The organism is Acidithrix sp. C25 (genome assembly GCF_904848545.2).
Window position 1 is genome coordinate 1,500,990 of the sequence record NZ_CAJHCI020000006.1, and the last position, 17,963, is coordinate 1,518,952.

Annotated in this window: 17 protein-coding genes and 1 pseudogene; 6 read left to right on the forward strand and 12 right to left on the reverse strand. The window is 47.3% G+C overall.

Going from position 1 to position 17,963, the window contains the following annotated elements; genetic code table 11:
* The first annotated feature begins 57 nt into the window (after positions 1-57).
* From ACIDITHRIX25_RS75485 to ACIDITHRIX25_RS75495, 3 genes are all read left to right on the forward strand, one after another.
* Entirely contained in the window at positions 58-873 is an 816-nt protein-coding gene (locus ACIDITHRIX25_RS75485) for a hypothetical protein (protein ID WP_201732887.1), read from the forward strand.
* Complete coding sequence (locus ACIDITHRIX25_RS75490; protein ID WP_201732888.1) at positions 870-2,252, forward strand: hypothetical protein; 1,383 nt, start codon at positions 870-872, stop codon at positions 2,250-2,252. Before ACIDITHRIX25_RS75485 ends, ACIDITHRIX25_RS75490 begins: the two co-directional genes overlap by 4 nt.
* A gap of 162 nt (positions 2,253-2,414) precedes the next feature.
* Positions 2,415-3,584: an acyl-CoA dehydrogenase family protein gene (locus tag ACIDITHRIX25_RS75495; protein WP_201732889.1), complete on the forward strand. Its 1,170-nt coding sequence runs from the start codon at positions 2,415-2,417 to the stop codon at positions 3,582-3,584.
* Between the two features lie 138 nt (positions 3,585-3,722).
* Here ACIDITHRIX25_RS75495 and ACIDITHRIX25_RS75500 read toward each other — a convergent pair whose 3' ends face one another.
* Positions 3,723-4,496, reverse strand: a complete 774-nt coding sequence (locus ACIDITHRIX25_RS75500) for an enoyl-CoA hydratase/isomerase family protein (RefSeq protein WP_052606419.1) — start codon at positions 4,494-4,496, stop codon at positions 3,723-3,725.
* Between the two features lie 289 nt (positions 4,497-4,785).
* Here ACIDITHRIX25_RS75500 and ACIDITHRIX25_RS75505 point away from each other — a divergent pair, with 289 nt between their 5' ends.
* Entirely contained in the window at positions 4,786-5,484 is a 699-nt protein-coding gene (locus tag ACIDITHRIX25_RS75505; protein ID WP_052606417.1) for an AIM24 family protein, read from the forward strand.
* Between the two features lie 841 nt (positions 5,485-6,325).
* On the forward strand, positions 6,326-6,658 hold the full coding sequence (locus tag ACIDITHRIX25_RS000000104285) for an Rv1322 family protein (RefSeq protein ID WP_502756202.1): 333 nt from the start codon (positions 6,326-6,328) through the stop codon (positions 6,656-6,658).
* Here ACIDITHRIX25_RS000000104285 and ACIDITHRIX25_RS75510 read toward each other — a convergent pair.
* The 10 genes from ACIDITHRIX25_RS75510 to ACIDITHRIX25_RS75555 form a co-directional block, all read right to left on the reverse strand.
* Positions 6,600-7,727, reverse strand: coding sequence for a trans-sulfuration enzyme family protein (locus tag ACIDITHRIX25_RS75510; protein ID WP_201732890.1), 1,128 nt, complete (start codon positions 7,725-7,727; stop codon positions 6,600-6,602). The genes ACIDITHRIX25_RS000000104285 and ACIDITHRIX25_RS75510 overlap by 59 nt on opposite strands.
* A gap of 72 nt (positions 7,728-7,799) precedes the next feature.
* Positions 7,800-8,099 carry a DUF2469 family protein gene (locus ACIDITHRIX25_RS75515; protein ID WP_201732891.1) on the reverse strand — a complete coding sequence of 100 codons (300 nt, stop codon included), beginning with the start codon at positions 8,097-8,099 and terminating at the stop codon, positions 7,800-7,802.
* Positions 8,100-8,274: 175 nt separating this feature from the next.
* Positions 8,275-8,619 carry a 50S ribosomal protein L19 gene (rplS, locus tag ACIDITHRIX25_RS75520; protein ID WP_052606414.1) on the reverse strand — a complete coding sequence of 115 codons (345 nt, stop codon included), beginning with the start codon at positions 8,617-8,619 and terminating at the stop codon, positions 8,275-8,277.
* A gap of 110 nt (positions 8,620-8,729) precedes the next feature.
* On the reverse strand, positions 8,730-9,404 hold the full coding sequence (trmD, locus tag ACIDITHRIX25_RS75525; protein ID WP_201732892.1) for a tRNA (guanosine(37)-N1)-methyltransferase TrmD: 675 nt from the start codon (positions 9,402-9,404) through the stop codon (positions 8,730-8,732).
* A gap of 110 nt (positions 9,405-9,514) precedes the next feature.
* The gene (gene rimM / locus ACIDITHRIX25_RS75530; protein WP_052606413.1) at positions 9,515-10,030 is read right to left on the reverse strand and encodes a ribosome maturation factor RimM; all 516 of its coding nucleotides are present in this window, start codon (positions 10,028-10,030) and stop codon (positions 9,515-9,517) included.
* 241 nt (positions 10,031-10,271) lie between these two features.
* On the reverse strand, positions 10,272-10,598 hold the full coding sequence (locus ACIDITHRIX25_RS75535; RefSeq protein WP_052606412.1) for a KH domain-containing protein: 327 nt from the start codon (positions 10,596-10,598) through the stop codon (positions 10,272-10,274).
* The gene (rpsP, locus tag ACIDITHRIX25_RS75540; RefSeq protein ID WP_052606411.1) at positions 10,598-10,900 is read right to left on the reverse strand and encodes a 30S ribosomal protein S16; all 303 of its coding nucleotides are present in this window, start codon (positions 10,898-10,900) and stop codon (positions 10,598-10,600) included. The genes ACIDITHRIX25_RS75535 and rpsP overlap by 1 nt, the downstream gene beginning before the upstream one ends.
* 127 nt (positions 10,901-11,027) lie before the next feature.
* Entirely contained in the window at positions 11,028-12,374 is a 1,347-nt protein-coding gene (ffh, locus tag ACIDITHRIX25_RS75545; RefSeq protein ID WP_201732893.1) for a signal recognition particle protein, read from the reverse strand.
* Between the two features lie 545 nt (positions 12,375-12,919).
* Positions 12,920-15,043, reverse strand: a complete 2,124-nt coding sequence (locus ACIDITHRIX25_RS75550) for an IS1634 family transposase (RefSeq protein WP_201732894.1) — start codon at positions 15,041-15,043, stop codon at positions 12,920-12,922.
* Positions 14,986-15,189: an IS1634 family transposase N-terminal domain-related protein gene (locus ACIDITHRIX25_RS75555; protein WP_201732276.1), complete on the reverse strand. Its 204-nt coding sequence runs from the start codon at positions 15,187-15,189 to the stop codon at positions 14,986-14,988. The genes ACIDITHRIX25_RS75550 and ACIDITHRIX25_RS75555 overlap by 58 nt, the downstream gene beginning before the upstream one ends.
* Before the next feature lie 713 nt (positions 15,190-15,902).
* On the opposite strand from ACIDITHRIX25_RS75555, the gene ACIDITHRIX25_RS75560 reads away from it, so the two are divergent.
* Positions 15,903-16,601 carry a GNAT family N-acetyltransferase gene (locus ACIDITHRIX25_RS75560; RefSeq protein ID WP_201732895.1) on the forward strand — a complete coding sequence of 233 codons (699 nt, stop codon included), beginning with the start codon at positions 15,903-15,905 and terminating at the stop codon, positions 16,599-16,601.
* A 134-nt stretch (positions 16,602-16,735) separates the two neighbouring features.
* On the opposite strand, the pseudogene ACIDITHRIX25_RS75565 reads toward ACIDITHRIX25_RS75560, so the two are convergent.
* Positions 16,736-17,835, reverse strand: a pseudogene (locus tag ACIDITHRIX25_RS75565) (IS630 family transposase).
* Positions 17,836-17,963: the final 128 nt, after the last annotated feature.

A 17,963-nucleotide genomic window follows, 5' to 3' on the forward strand; every position in this document is an offset into this window, starting at 1 on the left:
ATTTATCCAGGCCAACGCGTTATAAACTCCCGGTCGTGCGATGTTAAATCGGAGGCAATGACCAAATCAGAAGATGACCTAATACCTGATGGAATAATTCGCGCCCTACCGGAAGAAATATTGTCTGTGGTCATTAATGGCCATCCAGTGGTAGTCACACTAAAGAAAACCACTCTTAGTGACGATATTCAACTAGGCGTTAAAATCATCTTTACAGGAACGGGTAATGAAATGGTAAAATGCAAGAACCTAGAGAATGCACTTCATTCCACTAAAGATCAGCACATCACCAATAGTGACTTAATTAAAGAGAAGGCCGCCTATGATTCGCAGACCACGGAAACGGCACAGCATCTCGTATACCTAGAGACCCAAATCGCCAAGAATTCACTAGAGAGACATGCTCCAGATATCAAAGGCGCAGTCGATCTTTTAGCCTTTGCGAGCGAGCCCACCACAGCCAAGATACTCCCCTTCCCACAAAAAGCACCGCCTAAAGACGATCCCAACTTGGCCCCGGGTCCACCACTACTCACTGAGATTATAGATTTTCAAAGCCGCTCCCAGATAGCACTGCTGAATCGAGCAAGGAATGGAGCTGTCGGATCAAACATAATCCCGGAAACGGCTGACATCGAACTCTTCAAGCTTCACGAGCTTCGATCACTGCGAACAATGCGCTTTTCAAACTCAAACATATCAATCGAAACTTCGATCGCCAATCGTCAATCGAAACAATACGCAAGATCCCAACGCCAAGACGACGAACCCGATCAATCACAGAGACGCTCGATGAGCCATTTAAGGTACAGCCAAGGGCCGAATCTCTCTCGGAAATTTAAAGCTAGTGTTGTGGATACCGACAAACTATGAAATGCTACGAACTCTGGGACACCGATTGCGACCTTAACCTCTCCCGAGAGCACCACTATCGGTGTCGAATGCAAGCCCATTCAACCGATGACGTCATCAATCGTTGCTTAGATGCTGGCTTTACCCCAAACGAAGTAAAAGAAGTACTTTCAATCAATGCTGATATACCTCCCGATAACCGAGTGTATGAATTCCTCACCACGTTCTCTCAAGGACGGGCTGCGCTGGAATCCACCAGAAAAAAGAAGGAGATAGACCTAGAAGCACTAGCTCGGATCAATAATGCTAAATACCTTTGCGAAATAGCGTCCAATCGTTATAACACCGTCGAAACGCTCAATTTCCTGGCACAATCACCTCATCGCGCGGTACGAGTAGCCGTTGCAGGCAACCCAAACACGCCACCTGAAACGCTAGTGGAACTTTATCTCGAATCAACACCCGAACTGCGTGGCTTTTTAGCTGAAAATCCAGCCACTCCTAAAAAGTATCTAGAGAAGATTTTCAAACGTGACAAGGGTTCAGCCGAACGGCGACTGGCAAAAAACCCCTCTGTTCCCGGCGAGATTCTAGAAGCGATTATTGCTACCGAAACAGCCGACACCAGAATAACGATCGCAAACAACCCCGGCGCGGAACTTCAACTTCAATTTAAGCTCGCCGAAGATGCTGACTGGAGAGTTAGGTATGCCTTAGGGAGATCGGTCTTTGCAAAAAATGAGGTCATTGTCAAACTCGCCACCGATCCATTAGCCTCTGTGAGATCCGCGATCGCCTTGAACCCGCGCACCCCACATCCTACAATGCTCCAATTGCTAGAGGAGGAGGATTACGTGGTACGGTACCGTCTAGCCCAAAACTCGGCTCTACCTCTACCAATATTTACAAAAATCATTGACGATCGCGATTCCTCAGTGCGAAGGATATCGACTACAAATAGCCACTCCCCTTTTTATTACATACCTGAAGAAATGGCTGATGCGATAGAGAACCAACCGAACTATGCATGGGTATCTTTTCTCTCAAATGAACAAATTCCAGAATCAATTCGACATCAATTAAGAAACACAAATGTGCCCCAAACCGACGTAGCTATTAATGAATTTTCCCATAGCCATCCGAGCAATATCGCTCTCTTTGCTGAATTAATTGCTCGCAATAAATACAAAACGAGCTTACATGTGAAATTTACTTTAACTGGATTACTGTGTCGACATCCTAAACTAACCGATGAGATTGAAGAGTTGACCATTAGCATTCTCGAAGAGTGTGACTACTCTGAATCGATCCGACTACATTTGCGCCAAATACTCATATCGAACTTCCATGGAGAGCACAATGTCATTCAAGCTTTGCTGCGTCGCACCGTCGCTGCATAAAATCTCAAGTCTTTATCAAGAGCTAAAAAGCAGGTCGTCTTGATACTCGAAGATGACCCCAATCTGATCCCAGAGTTAGAGTTGCACTGCTTGAAAAAGATCATTTAGACAAAATCGATCTACAAATTAAATTCGAGAGCTCCGGTAATCTAGAGTCATTAGATGGACTTCGATCTAAATGAATCTCAACTTCTCTTTCGCTCTCGAGTAAAAGCGTTCGTAGACAAAAAGGTAATTCCGAACGCTCGAAAACTTGAGCAGAGTAGAACATATCCTGAAGATCTCGTTCTGGAGATGGCCGAGATGGGCCTCTTTGGAATGACTATCCCCCAAAGCTATGGCGGACTTGGCCTTGACTGTGTGTCGATGGCTATCGTCTTTGAAGAACTTTCACGTGGATGGATGGGACTAGCTGGGGTGCTAGGGACCCATAGCCTATCGAGCGCAATGATCTCCAAATTTGGAACGCCTAAGCAAAAAGAGAGATACCTACCCAAGCTAGCCAGCGGTGAAAAAAGGACAGGAATCGGACTCAGCGAAGCGAATGCAGGCTCCGACCTCCAAGCGATCAATACAACTGCGGTAAAAGTCGACGGAGGCTACATAATTAATGGCTCCAAGATGTGGATAACGAATGCGCGCCACGCAAATCCCCTACCAATCCTCGTAAAGACCGACCCCAAAGCGACACCTAGGCACCTCGGGATGTCTATATTTCTCATAGAGACACCAGCCAAGGGATTCTCAATAGTCAGAGACATCGACAAGCTGGGATACATTGGCCCTGAAACCTGTGAAATTGCAATTGAAGATCTCTTTGTAAGCGACTCTCAACTGCTAGGTGAAGATACTGGCCATGGTCTGAGCCAAGCGCTTTGGGCGTTACAACTTGGGCGTATAAATGTTGCGGCGCGCGGAATTGGTCTTTCACAACGCGCTTACGACGAGGCCCTCAAATACTCAAACGACAGAAGCGCCTTTGGCTCACCCATCTCCGATTTCCAACTTATTGGGGCTAAGCTCGCCGAAATGGCCATGAACATTCAGGCCGGAAGATTACTTACCTACTGGGCGAGCGAAGCAGTCGATCGGGACCTTCGACTCGACCAACCACCAGCAATGGCAAAGCTATTCGCCTCAGAACTCGCTTTATCGACCTCACTCGAATCGATGCGTATCCACGGTGGATATGGATACTCCACGGACTTCGAAGTAGAGAGACTCTATCGCGACGCCCCTTTATTAGCCATAGGAGAAGGAACAAACGAGATATTAAAGACGGTAATTGCAAAGTCGATCAATCGGGACTACCGAAATAAAAACCGAAGATAGTACTACCAATCCAGAGAAATATCTCAAACATGCCTATGATTAACGATCCGACTTCCATCAGAGCATGAGCAATCAATTAGCCTTGTTAACTTTTTATACTATCGAAAAAGGGCTAATTAAAAAACCAGCTTGGCGTAACTATCTACCTTGAAATTTCGGCGAACGCTTTTCAACGAAAGCCGTGATAGCTTCCTTGGTATCTAAACTTTTGAAATTAATGGCCTGGGATTTAGCCTCGGAATCAAGGGCGCCGACCATGGTTGAGTCGAATGAATCGTTCAAAAGTGATTTGATCAAAGAGAGCGCAATAGGAGGTCCCTGAGCCAGCCGAAGGGCCCAATCACGAACGAAAGAATCGATTTCGTCTTCGTCGATCAATTGGTTCAACAGCCCCATTGAAAACGCCTCTTGGGCACTCAGGATATCACCGAAAAAGGCCAACTCCTTCGCCTTATGCAGTCCTATAAGTCGAGGAAGCAAAAAAGACCCGCCGAAATCAATCGAGAGCCCCCGCTTCACAAAGATCTCCGAGAAGCGAGCTTGAGGGGAGGCTACTATCAAGTCGCAGCCGAGGGCCATATTGCACCCCGCACCCGCAGCTATTCCAGTAACTTTAGCGATAGTGGGCTTAGAAAAACGATGTAGCATGAGGGCGACATCGTTAATCTCCCTCATTCGGGCCATTCCATCACCACCGACGAGCTCGCCGCCAGAGAGATCAGCACCGGAACAAAAGGCACCGCCCGCACCTGTTATCACCAGGACTTTGGCTGTAACATCTGATTCTAGGGCGACAAGAGTCTTACGCAATTCCATCCACATTTGATTGTTGATCGCGTTCTTCTTCTCAGGGCGGTTGAGAATCAGCTCAACCACACCTTCATTGTCTCGGCTTGTCAAAATAGTTTCCATAACCCACAAAGGATAACACAAGGAACCGTCGAGGGCTTAAAAATTAATCAAATGAGACCCAATTATCCCCCGCACCCAAATAGACCCGGAAATCAATCCTTCCTCAAACCTCGCCCAGTCACCGCCAAAGTTAATTACCAACGCGATATAAATCCATCAACTGCCGTTTCCGAGATGAAGCTAGAAAAATATCATTCATTCTCAAAAACGACAAATTACTTTGTTAGATTTAAGTTGGCCGAACTAGTGATCGACCTTGTGAGCTAATTTTTGGAGGAAAAGCACTTATATGCGAAGCGAAATAAAGGGAACCACGATGCCCGTTCTCGAGATGTGGCTTGATTCCGGCGAATCGATAATCTCAACACACGGCGAGCTCTCCTGGATGACTCCCAACATGACAATGAACACTACATCCGGGCTAGGCGGAGGAGGAAAAGGACTTCTTGCTGGTATAAAGAGGGTGGCCGGAGGTGGATCCCTCTTTGTAACCAAATATAGTGCCGCCAATGGCCCAGGAAGCGTCGCCTTTGCGGCCAAAATGCCGGGCCATATCTTTCCAGTCGAGATTACCCAAGGGGCAGGATACTTAGTACATCGACATGGCTGGCTCTGCGCCACACCCGGAATCACTCCGACCATCGGCCTTCAACAATCTTTTAGGGCGGGCCTCTACGGGCGAGATGGCTTTGTGTTGCAACGTCTTGAGGGCAGCGGTACCGCTTGGATCGAGCTATCTGGGGAGACAATCACATACGACCTCCAACCCGGACAGAGTCTGCTAGTCCATCCTGGCCATGTGGGGATGTTTCAAGATACAGTCGCCTTCCAGATGACAACCATCCAAGGACTCTCCAACATCTTCTTCGGTGGCGACGGATACCATCTAGTAGCACTGACCGGACCCGGCAAAATCTGGTTACAGTCCATGCCACTTCCAATCTTGGCCCATTCGCTGCAACCCTATATAGCTCCGCCTCAGTCATAAATGACAATAACCCCTAATAAAACCCTAATAAAAGAAGTCGAACCGTACGCTAAAAAACTACCTTGAAAATTACACCATTGCTGGGCGTGAGGGACCTTGCTTAGCTACGAGCGGAATCGATCCACCTTGGGGGCAACGTCCCAAGAAAAGCCGGGGCTTTTCTTGGGACGTTTCAAAGAACAACCAGTATTTTTATATTTGCAGTAAATAGATCACTGGTACACCAAGTCGTCAATAAAGCTAAAGAATTTCTAAATCGCCAGCGTCGCCAAGGCCAAAACACGACCTTCTCATTTAGAAGCTAGAACAAGGAAGCTACCGGGACCGAAGAGTTGTGACCACCTCGACTTAACGCAGACTCCAAACAAAACACATGCGAAATTATTTGGCTTTCTGCCTCAAATACCAAATCATCGACCGTCACCACCCCTTTTATCTCACCAAGGAACAGCAGATATCATGGACTCGCAATTCAATCATGCAAGCGCTATCTATCTGTTTGAGATGTGGATACCATTGCTTGTCCGTAGTCCATCCCTGCCTAAATGGTAATTTAAAACAAAGCCAAGATTACAAAGCGAAATCCAAGAAGCGAACTTTTTAAAGTGGGTATCTAAATCCTCGATATCTGCCTAGATAGCTCCAAACCACACGCAAAGGCAACTATCGACAACAAGAACAACCGCCCGCCTCCTCAAATCCTAAACCACACGTTGCAATCTCCAAAACCACACGTTGCAATCTGAGATGAAGCTAGAAAACGTTTAATTCAACCCCCTTGGACCTAGACTGTTGAAGTTGTCTTAAGGAACCTTAGGCAAAAGAGGAAAGGCCTCCCTCAGTGCTCGAACGCAACATCGGACCGATCGGAAGGATAGTTGATCCATCAACAAATCAACTCTCACAGTGTCGCAAAGTTCAGCCTTTTCAAGCGTCCAAAATCTACCTTTGTCCCGCATGTAGCTATGAGATTGGCCATGGCATCGGCCACTTTGTAGTAGTTCCCGACTTTGATCCCACACAGCGTCGTCACTGGCACGAAAGTTGTCTCAAACGGGCGCTTTCGCAAAAGATAGCCACTTCAAACAGGTCAAAGGGGCGGAAGCGCAAAAAGACTAAAAAGCAAAGGCACGACCAAGGCCACGACGAAAATCATCAATCAAATCATCAATAGATTCAATTCCGACGCTTACTCTAATCAATCCTTCACTCACTCGTTTTCCATCTTGTCTAGCTCGTCTTTCCACTTGAGTCTCCACCCCTCCCAAGCTCGTGGAATTAAGAGCGATCTCTAAACTCTCACAAAACAACTCAGCCCTATATGGGTTGGGACCCAAGTCAAACGAGAACATGCCACCACCAAATCGCATCTGTCTCTTAGCGATCTCAATTGACGATTCGTCGCCCAGAAATGGGTGGTTCACCGATATGACCTGGCTTTGAGCGGCCAAAAAGCTGGCCAACGATAGAGAATTGCCCGAAGCTCTCTCTATCCGCAGACCTAGGGTCCGGACTCCCCTTAATATTAAAAACGCCTCCATTGGGCCAAGGATTGCCCCATTTAGGGTCCGAAGGGTGACCAAGGATCCGTGCCACTCTCGATCTTTGGTGACAACCACGCCACCTAGGACATCTGAATGGCCAGAGAGATATTTAGTCGCGGAATGCACCACGACGTCCGCCCCTAACTCAAGGGGATTTGTGGAGATCGGTGTCGCAAAGGTGTTATCGACACACAGGCGCCCGCCAACTAAATGAGTACTAGAGGCGATGGCCTCAATGTCATAGATCGACATCAAAGGATTAGTGGGCGTCTCCATCCATACAATATCAACGCCACTACTAGCTTCAATAGCATCACAGAAGCCCTTGGTTGAGGAAGCGTCAACGCCCTTATAGAGAATCTGGCCTGATCGAAATCTGGCCTCGAACTGATTAATAGTTCCCGTGTAGGAGCCGAGCAACGCAAGCACGCTGATTGGGCGATGAAATAAAAAGCTAAGCGAATCGATGACGCCGCTACAGGCCGCCAGCCCGGAAGCAAACGCGACTGCCTTACCCTCTTCTAATCCCCCTACCACCTCTTCAAGGGCCTCTACGGCCTCTTGAGAAGAGCGTGAGTAGATTCGCTCTCCCCCAGCTATATAGGTGCTTGAAAATACGGGAGAGACATTTAGGGGAGATCCGGGATATTGCTGTGGGCGCCCCAAATGAACGCTCTTGGTGTTCTTTGCCTGTTCCATTAAAGCCCCGAATCAGTCGTCATATGGCAATTATGACTAAGAGCTTAATGGCGACAAGTCAAGCAACGGACCTCAATGAATCGCCTCTTTCTTGGGAAGCTCTTCCACATTGACATCTTTAAAACTAATTACCGAAACGGACTCGACGAAACGAACCGGCCTATACATATCCCACACCCAAGCGTCTTTCAATTTGACCTCGATATGCATTGCCGAACCAGATACGACCGGAAAAATCGAGACTTCATTTGCTAGGTAAAACCGTCTGTCTGTCTCTACAACATATTTAAACATAGGCAAAACAGCTCTGTACTCTTGGTACAGAGCTAGCTCTACTTCAGACTCAAACTTTTCTAGTTCCTCAGCACTCATATCTCTTCCTCAATGTCAGATCGGATTGGCTCACTAGCGATCCTAGTGTCATTCCAAAAATTCATGAAAAGACAATCGAGACTCGCCAACACAACTGAGCGCCATAGCGCCATCGAGTTGGACGTTTGAATTAAAGGAGTCTTCCTTTAGGAGCATCAATATCTCCCAAGGGATATTAATCGCGCTTCTCTTTGATCTTGGCAGCCTTACCAATTCGATCACGAAGGTAAAAGAGCTTAGCGCGACGAACGTCACCTCTCGAAACCAACTCAATCTTAGCAATAATTGGAGAGTGAAGAGGAAAAGTCCTCTCGACACCCACGCCGAAACTTACCTTACGAACCGTGAAGGTCTCATGGACGCTTCCGCCTCTTTTGGAGATAACAACACCTTGAAAGACCTGAACACGCTCGCGGCTTCCCTCTACAACTCGAACGTGTACTTTGACCGTATCCCCTTGGGAAAATTTGGGCCTATCAGCCTTTAGGCTATCAACATCGATTAAATCGGTCGGCTTCACTACGTCTCTCCTGACTAAATTAGCGACAATCAATCATAATCGCTCGAAAAACTTTATACCGCCAAAACACCACCAAGCGATGATGCGGTGAACGACACAGAGTAAACATCCTAGTCGAGATGGGGTAGAAGATCCGGCCTCTTTGACCGAGTGCGCTCTAAAGCGCTCTCCTTGCGCCACCTAGCAACCTCGGCGTGGTTACCACCCAAGAGCACCTCTGGAACCGAAAGGTCTCGAAAATGCTCCGGACGTGTGTATTGCGGATATTCAACTTGATTATTACAAAAGCTCTCTTCGTAGAGAGACTCATGGTTTCCAAGGACGTTTGGAAGAAGTCGCGCGGCAGCCTCGATGGTTGCCATGGCTGCAACTTCACCCCCTGCCAAAACAAAATTTCCCAAAGAGATCGCCCCATCCACCAAATGCTCTTCAACCCGAGCATCGACCCCTTCATAGCGGCCACAAAGCAAGGAGAAACCTTCCAATTCGCTGAGTTCACGAGCAAAACCTTGATCTAACGGCCTTCCCCATGGAGCCATCAAAAATAGGGGCCTAGGAGGTTTAGTCTCTTCTATTGCCTCAAAGATCGGCTCCGGTCGCATAACCATTCCCGCTCCCCCGCCATATGGGAGATCGTCAACGCTCCTATGACGATCATGGGTAAAGTCACGAATATCTATACATGAAAGCTCTAGCGCACCAGAGTCTTGAGCTCTACCAAGGATCGAAACTGAACAATAGTCCTCGATGACTTTGGGAAAGATCGAAAATACCACTACCTTCAAACGTGCTCCTTCTAATTCACTCTCGACGATCGATCTGTTGGACCGCAACCATCTTTGGCCTACATCAGATAATTAGAGTCCAACATTTCCAAAAGCAAAGAAAACCTAGTTCAACCTTGGGGCTCAGAACTAGACGGGTAATCCACAAATAGCCCCTCTGGCGCCTCTATGTAAATCTTTGATGAAGCAGCGTCAAATCGACTTACAAATACAAGTGGCACAAGCGCTCCACTGGCAAGAGAGAGCAGATCGCTGGCGGGGTTCTCGATAACTTCAATCACCACACCCCGATCTATGCCATCTTGGTCTAAGACGCTAGATCCAATCAACTTATGAATCCAAAGCGCTTCATCGTCTTCGATGGGCTCTCCGTAAATCATCATCCCCGAAAGTAATTCGGCGCGATTTCGGTCGCTATAACCCTCAAAGCCGATCAAGATACGGTCATGATGAACCTTTGACGACGCCACGATTAACCATTGTCCGCCAACGAAGAGTCGCGCACCGACTTGCCTACGTTCTTTCCGATTGGAGACAAACGATACCGAAACCTCACCTTTTATCCCATGAGGGCGATGAATTCTACCTATTTCTAAAAGGTCATCAGTAATTTTGAACTCCTTCACATTCGACGTAGACCTAGCTCGACGGCTAGCAACGAATAACCAACTTCTCGTTCCTACCCATACGACAATAGGGCCTTAGTATTAATTTTCTCGTTGAGCATGCATGGCGCCATGAAAATCAAGCATGCTCCCAGAGATATATAGCCCGGCCGTAAGGAAACGACCGGGCTATATATAATCACTTTATAATCACTTAGCTGATTAAAACTCTTAGCTACATTGTTTGACCAACAAAGACTAGCTAATTACTCGCTTCAACAATCTCTATAAAGGCGTCACAGCCGTCTTTGGCAGCGGCGGCACGAACGACTGCTCTTATTGCTCCGGCGATCTTACCATGGCGACCAATCACGCGTCCCATATCAGACTTATCTACGTGGAGGGTCAATTTAACTTTTCCGCTCCCTTCGATCGTCTCGCTAACCGAAACACGATCGCTCCTTTGAGTGAGTGAAGCGCCAAGATAATCTAAAACGCGTAAAGCAGTGGGAGCTCCTGTAGTGGCTCCATCACCCTCGCCCGCCTGGATAGTCTCATTCGACTCCGAGCTTGAATCATAGTCAACCACTAGTTAGAACCGCCCTTGAACTGATCCCAAGTTCCACTAATTTCAAGAAGCTTGCGAACGCGCTCGGTAGGCTGGGCACCTTGTCGGAGCCACTTGAGAGCCTTCTCAGAGTCGATCTTTATATCTGCTGGTGAGCTAGGACCGGTGCCATCAGCCTCGACTACGACTTTGGTAACGGGATTGTAAGTACCCAACACTTCGATGAAACGACCATCACGAGGAGACCTCGCATCGGCAGCAATTACACGGTAAGTTGGGCGCTTCTTTTTTCCCATACGGACTAGACGTAGTTTTACAGACACAAAATCTCCTAAAAAATATTCGACACACACGAGAGAGAAATTTTGTCCTCGAGCAATTGGAAGTGTCGACTAATTACAGCCTCTAAATTCTAGAGTCCTTCGGCACACTTTGGTGCACTTTATCTCTTTATCTCTTTGCGCGCCTCTTTTTGGCACCCTTTGAGGCAATATTTTTTTTCGTTGGACTCGGTCCGCCGAGGCCCATCTGTCGCATCATCTTTTGCATATCTCTGAACTGCTTCAACAAATTGGAGACCGCAGTAGGGGTACTTCCAGATCCTTTGGCAATTCGATTGCGCCGGCTTGCATCAATTAGGCCGGGGTCACGTCGCTCTTGATGGGTCATCGACGAAATGATCGCCTCAATCTTGGTCAGTTCGCCCTCGTCGATATCAGCATCCTTGATCTCCTTTGGAATACCCGGCAACATAGAGATGATTCCCTTCAGAGGGCCCATCTTCTTGACTTGCTGCATCTGTTCCATAAAGTCTTCAAGATCGAACTTGCCCGCCTGAATCTTTTTAGCACCGCGCTCGGCTACATCTTTATCCAGATTTCGTTCGGCCTTTTCGATAAGGGTTAGGACGTCGCCCATACCTAGGATTCGATTTGCCATCCGATCTGGATAAAAGCTGTCGAAATCTTCCAGCTTCTCGCCTATAGAAGAAAAAGCGATCTTCTTACCAGTAACTTCAACTACAGATAGTGCAGCTCCACCTCGAGCGTCACCATCTAACTTGGTCAAAATGGTACCCGAGAGATTTACCGCCTCGGCAAAGGCGTTTGCCGTATTTAGCGCATCCTGACCAGTCATAGCATCGATCACCAAAAAGACATAATCCGGAGAGACGGCGTCTTCGATTGCCACCATTTCAGCCATCAAATCTGCATCGACCGCTAAGCGGCCAGCAGTGTCAACTATCAGGATATCTCGGCCCAGGGACTTAGCTCGGTTTAGACCCGCACGTGCCACCTCAATGGGTGAAGTTGTCTCAGAAAAAAAGTCCACCTTGGCGCTCTCGGACAAGATTCGCAATTGCTCAACAGCGGCAGGGCGAGCAAGGTCCGCACCCACTAAAAGTGGATGTCTACCTTGGCGGCGCAGATGAAGTGCCAACTTAGCAGCAGCAGTGGTCTTACCAGAACCCTGAAGTCCGACCAACATAATTACCGTTGGAGGCGACGATGCGAAGGTGAGTCTAAAGGCATCACCACCAAGAGTCGCCTTCAGCTCCTCATTCACCAACTTCACAATCTGCTGTGCCGGAGTAAGTGCTCGGGACGTCGCCTCTGAGACCGCAGCCTCGCGAATGCGACTTGTGAACTTGCGAACCACCTCCAAGTTGACGTCCGCCTCTAGAAGCGCTAAACGAATCTCTTTGAGTGCCGCTTCAATGTCCACAACCGAAAGGCGGCCTTTGCGCCGCATCTTCGTTACTACGCCCTCGAGACGCTCGGAAAGATTATCAAACATCTTCTAAGATCTCCCTGATACCTAGCTCGACAGCCATGGCAGTCGATCAAATCACCTAATCAGCATAAATGGTATTTAGTCACGCTACCTTTTAATGCTCGATTTCTATAACCTCCAAAACAGTCTCGCTAACCCAAAAGCACTCAATTCACATTTGAAGCACTGCAAAAAATGCCGATTTGGTCGATTTCATCATCGTCGCGGGCCACATAGGCCCAGTTGAAAAAATTGAGTGGAGAAGGCTCAAAGGTACTATCAACATTTCCTAAGTAAAAGTCCTTGGCAGAGGAAGTTCCTTGACCTTTTAAAAGTGCCATAGAGCAGTGAGGTCAAACTAAGTTTGCAATGGCTCGGCACGATTCGACAGCCATAGATGACCTCATTTCTAGATTTCTAGCTCGGACACCTCAAATAGACCATATCTACAATTTGCACCGTTGACCTTTGCAGCTATATGACAAAATGGTTCTATCGACCCCAACCCATCTTTCCAAAAATCAAACCATTCTCCCAGCTATTTGAGTATGTGGTCTTACGTTGGGACACTACAAATGCGTCGCAATGGTCTTTATCCGTTTAAGGGGATCACTAACTCCTAAGAGACGGTAGATCTCTTTGTGAACCGGCTCAGAAACACCACTAGTGCGGATGTGATAGACAACGCCTTTATCTGATGTAAGAACTATGGTGGCTCGGCGGTGACTGTTGAGTTGCTCTTTAATGGTTGACCATCTTCTCTTATCGTTATTTTGCCTCAAGGTCAGCTCAATAGCACTAAGGAGGTGATAGGCAAGTACTGAGATGAAGAGGTGAGCAGCAGTTCGGCTAGCTAGTTGATGATAGACCGGTCGAAGTCCAAGATCACTCTTGAGGGATCTAAAGGCATCTTCTACTTTAGTGAGAGTCGTATAGATATTCCAGATCTCACCTGCATCTAGCTCGCTATGGCTGGTGTCTATGACGTAGGCTCCTTGGAGATTATCATCTTTGGCTTTAGTGGGTTTTTCTGTAATAGTGAGATTGATTACTTTGTCAAAGCGTCTCTTTTTGATGATCTTGCCATGGTCTTGATGATATTCAAGGGATATCTCGTATTTGGAAGCAATACTTGGGTACTTGGCCTTGATGCGTCCGATACGCTCTGAGACAACTGTGGTCTTAGATATAGAACCCTTTGTGATTGAGGTATTCAACGAAGTGATATCTACTAAGAATCTCTCGTTAGCTTGACTAGAGATCGCTGATTCCTTCTTGGATCTCCCCAAAGAACGACACAACACCACGGTTGTGGTGTTGTTGTTGGAGGAAGAGGAGGAGATGGAGGTGGAAGAGGAGGAGATGGAGGTGGCGTTAGTATCAGTGTCGGTGCTGTCGCTGATATTGTTGCCGGTGGCACCATTACGGATATAGTCGTCAGTGTCGGTGCTACTGTCGCTCTTGATGATTTTGGTGTCATCGGTGCCGGTATTCTTGCCGGTGACACCATTACGGATATAGTCGTCAGTGCCGGTGCTGCTGTCGCTGTTGCTGATACTGTTGCTAGTGTTGCCGGAGGTGGTGTAACTGTTATTGTCGTCAGTGCCGGTGTCTTCTTCTAGCGTTTGCACTTGTCCTTGTACTTGTGTTTTCACTTGTCCTTGTACTTGTGTTCTCACTCGCCCGTGTGGCTTTTGTGGTTCCACTTGTAGCTTTTTCACCAGTACTGGGGATCCTTGGGCATCGTAGATCTCGGTGAAGCCTTCCATCTCCATGAAATGGCTTCGATAGAGGCTCTTTTTGTTAGCTCTCTCAATTACTACGTAGTTGAGATTGCGCTTAATAAGAAGTTCTAGGTTTGCCTTGGTAGCAATTCCCCTATCCATCACAATGGTAGGAACAACATCCCCAAAGAGAGATCCATCCGATAGAGACTCCAAGGCATCAAGTACGCTAATGAGAGTTCTAGGCTCAGAGGTATTGCCCTCATGTATCTCTGAGTAGATGGGTAGTCCCCTGTGATCAACAAGTAGTGCTAGAGAAACTAATGTGCAATCAAAACGCTTCTCTTTGGAATGTCCATGTTTAGCTAGGGAGTTCCCCTTAGTAGAACCTTCGAAGTAGGTGTTGGTTAGATCAAAGAGAAAGAGCCTGGTATTCGTCCTAAAGAGATCAGAGCTAGCTCTATAGAGTGCTGGCTCTATGACGCCTTTAGCGTCATAGAGCTTATCTGCAATTGCATAGACCTTATCCTTGTGAAACTTAGAGAGATCGATACCACATATCTCAGGTAGTGAAGAGTTGGAGTTGATATACGAATAGGTCTTTCGATCAGATCCAGGATGAATAAGACGAGCTATTATCGTTGCCTTGGCAATACCAAGGGATTCACCCGATAGACCTGCACTCTCTAGGATCTTATCGAAGCTAAGAGCTTCATAGAACGAGTTTCCTATGAGTTCTGGACCGATACTTCTACTATTGATAGTCTTAGCACTAGAGAGATCCACCATCTCAAGGTCAGCCTCAGTAGCTCTTGTTTCTTTAGCGGCTGCAACTTCGGAACGAATTGCATACTTAGTGATTGCTAGATCTGCGTATCTGGCAATAATAGGATCTGATTCAAAGAGTGAGGTTACTCCAGAGAGTCCCAGGTAATAGCATTGGCAATTGCATTGGCCAGAGCTGGCCACAATGACTTATCCAGGTCCAGTTCGGTCAAGGTCATTACTATACGTTGACGGGGACCTTTTTCACAGCGGTAGGACTCAACGAGTTGGTACTTACTGTAGCTAACGCCGGTCTTTTTATTAACTGTTGGAGTTTCACGGATAAACACAACAAGACAATAGCACCATGTCAGAGCTAATGCAAGTCATAATCAAAACTACTCAAAAATTAGGACACTACATTCGCGACCCAAAAAGACCTAATACCCATCTACCAGGGCATCTATAAATGACACAAGCCGAAAATCCTCAAAAATCAACTCAAAAGGGGCCAATTGGGGCGATTTTTCGGGAAATCTGCGAAAGATGGGCCAACGCAGGAACATCTCAAAGGTGTCTAGATAAACCTTTTAGGAAACAATTCGTCGACCAATGGTATCAAATTAGCACCGGGCCAGGCCAACCGAGGACAAAGGAAGATAAAGACAGAAAAGGTCACGGCTAAAGAGAGGATAAATCCAGCTGAAGTAGCGATTTAAAACCATCTCAGCCCCAAAAAATATCCAATCAAAACAGCGCTCCATATGATTCTGTCTTTAGATCTTGAGCGTGCCATTAGATCTTGAGCGTGCCATTAGATCTTGAGCGTGCCATTGGATCCTGGGCCTACATGTAGAGATAAATGCACAAATCTCGAACTCAGTAGCTATCTTGCTTGGAGCAGAGCCACGTTTTCAACTTTACCAACCATAACAAGATCTTTTAGAAATTTGGCATGACCATCCAAAATTGTTCAAGCTCTTCGAAATTTTAATAGCCCTTGAAATTGTTAACTTACAGTGATACACCCATATCCCCCAAAGTGGTATGAAAGGCTAATATTTTGATCTCCCAGGCACAAGGCATCGCCCGTCTGACCGCACATCTTCAAGAATTTCTAGGTGCTTGGCCACCTTCGGCTGAAGGGATCGAGGTAATAGGCTCGCCCATGAGAACATTACCAGGTTGGGACGGGACCGTCGCTAAATACGTTGGAGTAGTTCAAGGCAATGGGGCCGGAGTGTTGTCGGTACCGCCTTCCCAACTCGAGAGGTTCAAAGATGCGCTCAATATTGCTGTTGAAAGACACGGTGCCCCTGATGCCCTAAAGCACCTGCCCGAATACCTTGAGCTTGGTGACATTACTTACTTTAGCGGTATCTTTAGGTTCACCTACTCTCCAATTGAATTTCCATCGTCTGGGAGATGGTTCGACTATCTCGATCCGATAGTTCCCACCTGGCTGAAACCTTTTAAGAGTGAAGTCCTTTTAGCCCTTGACGAGGATGGAGACTATATCGCTGGCGTAGGGGTCAAGCACCACGGAAACTATGGCCGTGAGATCTCAGTAGTAACCGAAGAAAGAGCACAAGGTCGCGGCTTAGCTAAGGCATTGGTATCCCAATGCGCACGCAAAATTATCGACGATGGATACGTTCCCACCTATCTGCATTCCCCTCTAAACCTCGCATCGTCAGCCGTCGCTAGAGCCGTTGGATTCAATGATTTAGGGTGGAGGATAATCGGTCTGAGGGCCGTTTAGTTAATGTTTAGGGCGAAGTGCAAATCAATTTATCCTTCATGATTCGCCCTTTGATTTGAAACGTCAAATTAGCCACATCGACTCGTGAAAGTCAAAGTGGCTCCTAGTGTCCCCTCTCATAAGTTCCCTGAGTTCTAGTTCCCCAGATACTTTGCCATCGATGCGAATATCTCGTCAGCTGTCTTTACCCACCTAAATGGTGTTGGGTCTTGGTTCCAGCGCTCTGCCCAGGTGTTGATCGAAGCAACGAGTTGCTTTTGTGACTTATGGGTGGATCTGTGGAGCATTTTGGTAGTCAGTTCCGAGAACCATCTCTCAACCAGGTTCATCCACGAGGAGTAGGTGGGTGTAAAATGGAAGTGGAATCTGGGGTTTTTTATGAGCCAGGCCCGTACAGCATCGGTTTTATGCGTTGCATAATTGTCCAGGATGACGTGGACTTCGAGTTCTTTTGGAACTTCTTTTTTCACCTGATCCAAAAAGGCTATGAACTCGATCGCCCGATGAGCCTTTGTGGTGTTGGTGATCACCTTGCCAGAGGCAACATCAAGTGCTGCAAAGAGATTTGTTGTGCCGTTGCGTTTGTAGTCATGTGTTTGCCGCTCTGGAACAAAAGGTCTCATGGGAAGCAGTGGCTGGGTTCTATCCAACGCCTGGATCTGTGTCTTTTCGTCAATACATAGTACCAGTGCAGCATCAGGGGGATTGAGATAGATCCCAGTTATGTCGCGGACTTTTCGGTAAAGGCCGGATCGGTACTGATGTTGAAGTATCCCAAGACATGGGGCTTGAGGCCAAAGGTTCTCCAGATACGTGAGATGCTCGCTGGTGATACCCCGATCCGCTTGGACATTGAAGACGTCGACCACTGGGTAGCAAGCGGGGGCTCTTCTTCCAAAGTGATCCTTAGAATCTCGGCGATCTTTTCGTCATCAATGCTTCTCGGTTTTCCACTTCTCGGTGCGTCATCGAGAAGTTCCACTCCGTAGTTGATAAAACGCCGCTTCCATTTGCATACCGTCTCTGTAGATATCTGAAGTCTTTGCGCGATCTCGTTGGTTCCAACCCCTTCGTTACTCCATAGGGCAATGCTGGCCCTTGCCACCTGTCCTATGGGAGCTGTGGACTTTCTTACCACTGCTTCTAATTCGCTACGTTCTTTGGGACTGAGCGGAACCACCGAAGCTTGTCGTCCAGATCTCTTCTTGGGCGGCTTGCTCTGGTTGGCATCAATGTTTGGCTCCTCTGAAATGGTGTGACTTTGCATCGTTCTCCCTTGCAAGGTTATGTCCTTACCAAGGAGAACAACCTTAGAAGGGATTAATTCCTCAGTTTCAGGGAAATTATGAGAGGGGACACTAG

Excerpts from the sequence above, each read along its gene's own strand:
- ACIDITHRIX25_RS75485 (WP_201732887.1), top strand. The coding sequence starts at position 58 with ATGACCAAATCAGAAGATGACCTAATACCTGATGGAATAATTCGCGCC.
- ACIDITHRIX25_RS75490 (WP_201732888.1), top strand. The coding sequence starts at position 870 with ATGAAATGCTACGAACTCTGGGACACCGATTGCGACCTTAACCTCTCC.
- ACIDITHRIX25_RS75495 (WP_201732889.1), top strand. The coding sequence starts at position 2,415 with ATGGACTTCGATCTAAATGAATCTCAACTTCTCTTTCGCTCTCGAGTA.
- ACIDITHRIX25_RS75500 (WP_052606419.1), bottom strand. The coding sequence starts at position 4,496 with ATGGAAACTATTTTGACAAGCCGAGACAATGAAGGTGTGGTTGAGCTG.
- ACIDITHRIX25_RS75505 (WP_052606417.1), top strand. The coding sequence starts at position 4,786 with ATGCGAAGCGAAATAAAGGGAACCACGATGCCCGTTCTCGAGATGTGG.
- ACIDITHRIX25_RS75510 (WP_201732890.1), bottom strand. The coding sequence starts at position 7,727 with ATGGAACAGGCAAAGAACACCAAGAGCGTTCATTTGGGGCGCCCACAG.
- ACIDITHRIX25_RS75515 (WP_201732891.1), bottom strand. The coding sequence starts at position 8,099 with ATGAGTGCTGAGGAACTAGAAAAGTTTGAGTCTGAAGTAGAGCTAGCT.
- ffh (WP_201732893.1), bottom strand. The coding sequence starts at position 12,374 with ATGTTTGATAATCTTTCCGAGCGTCTCGAGGGCGTAGTAACGAAGATG.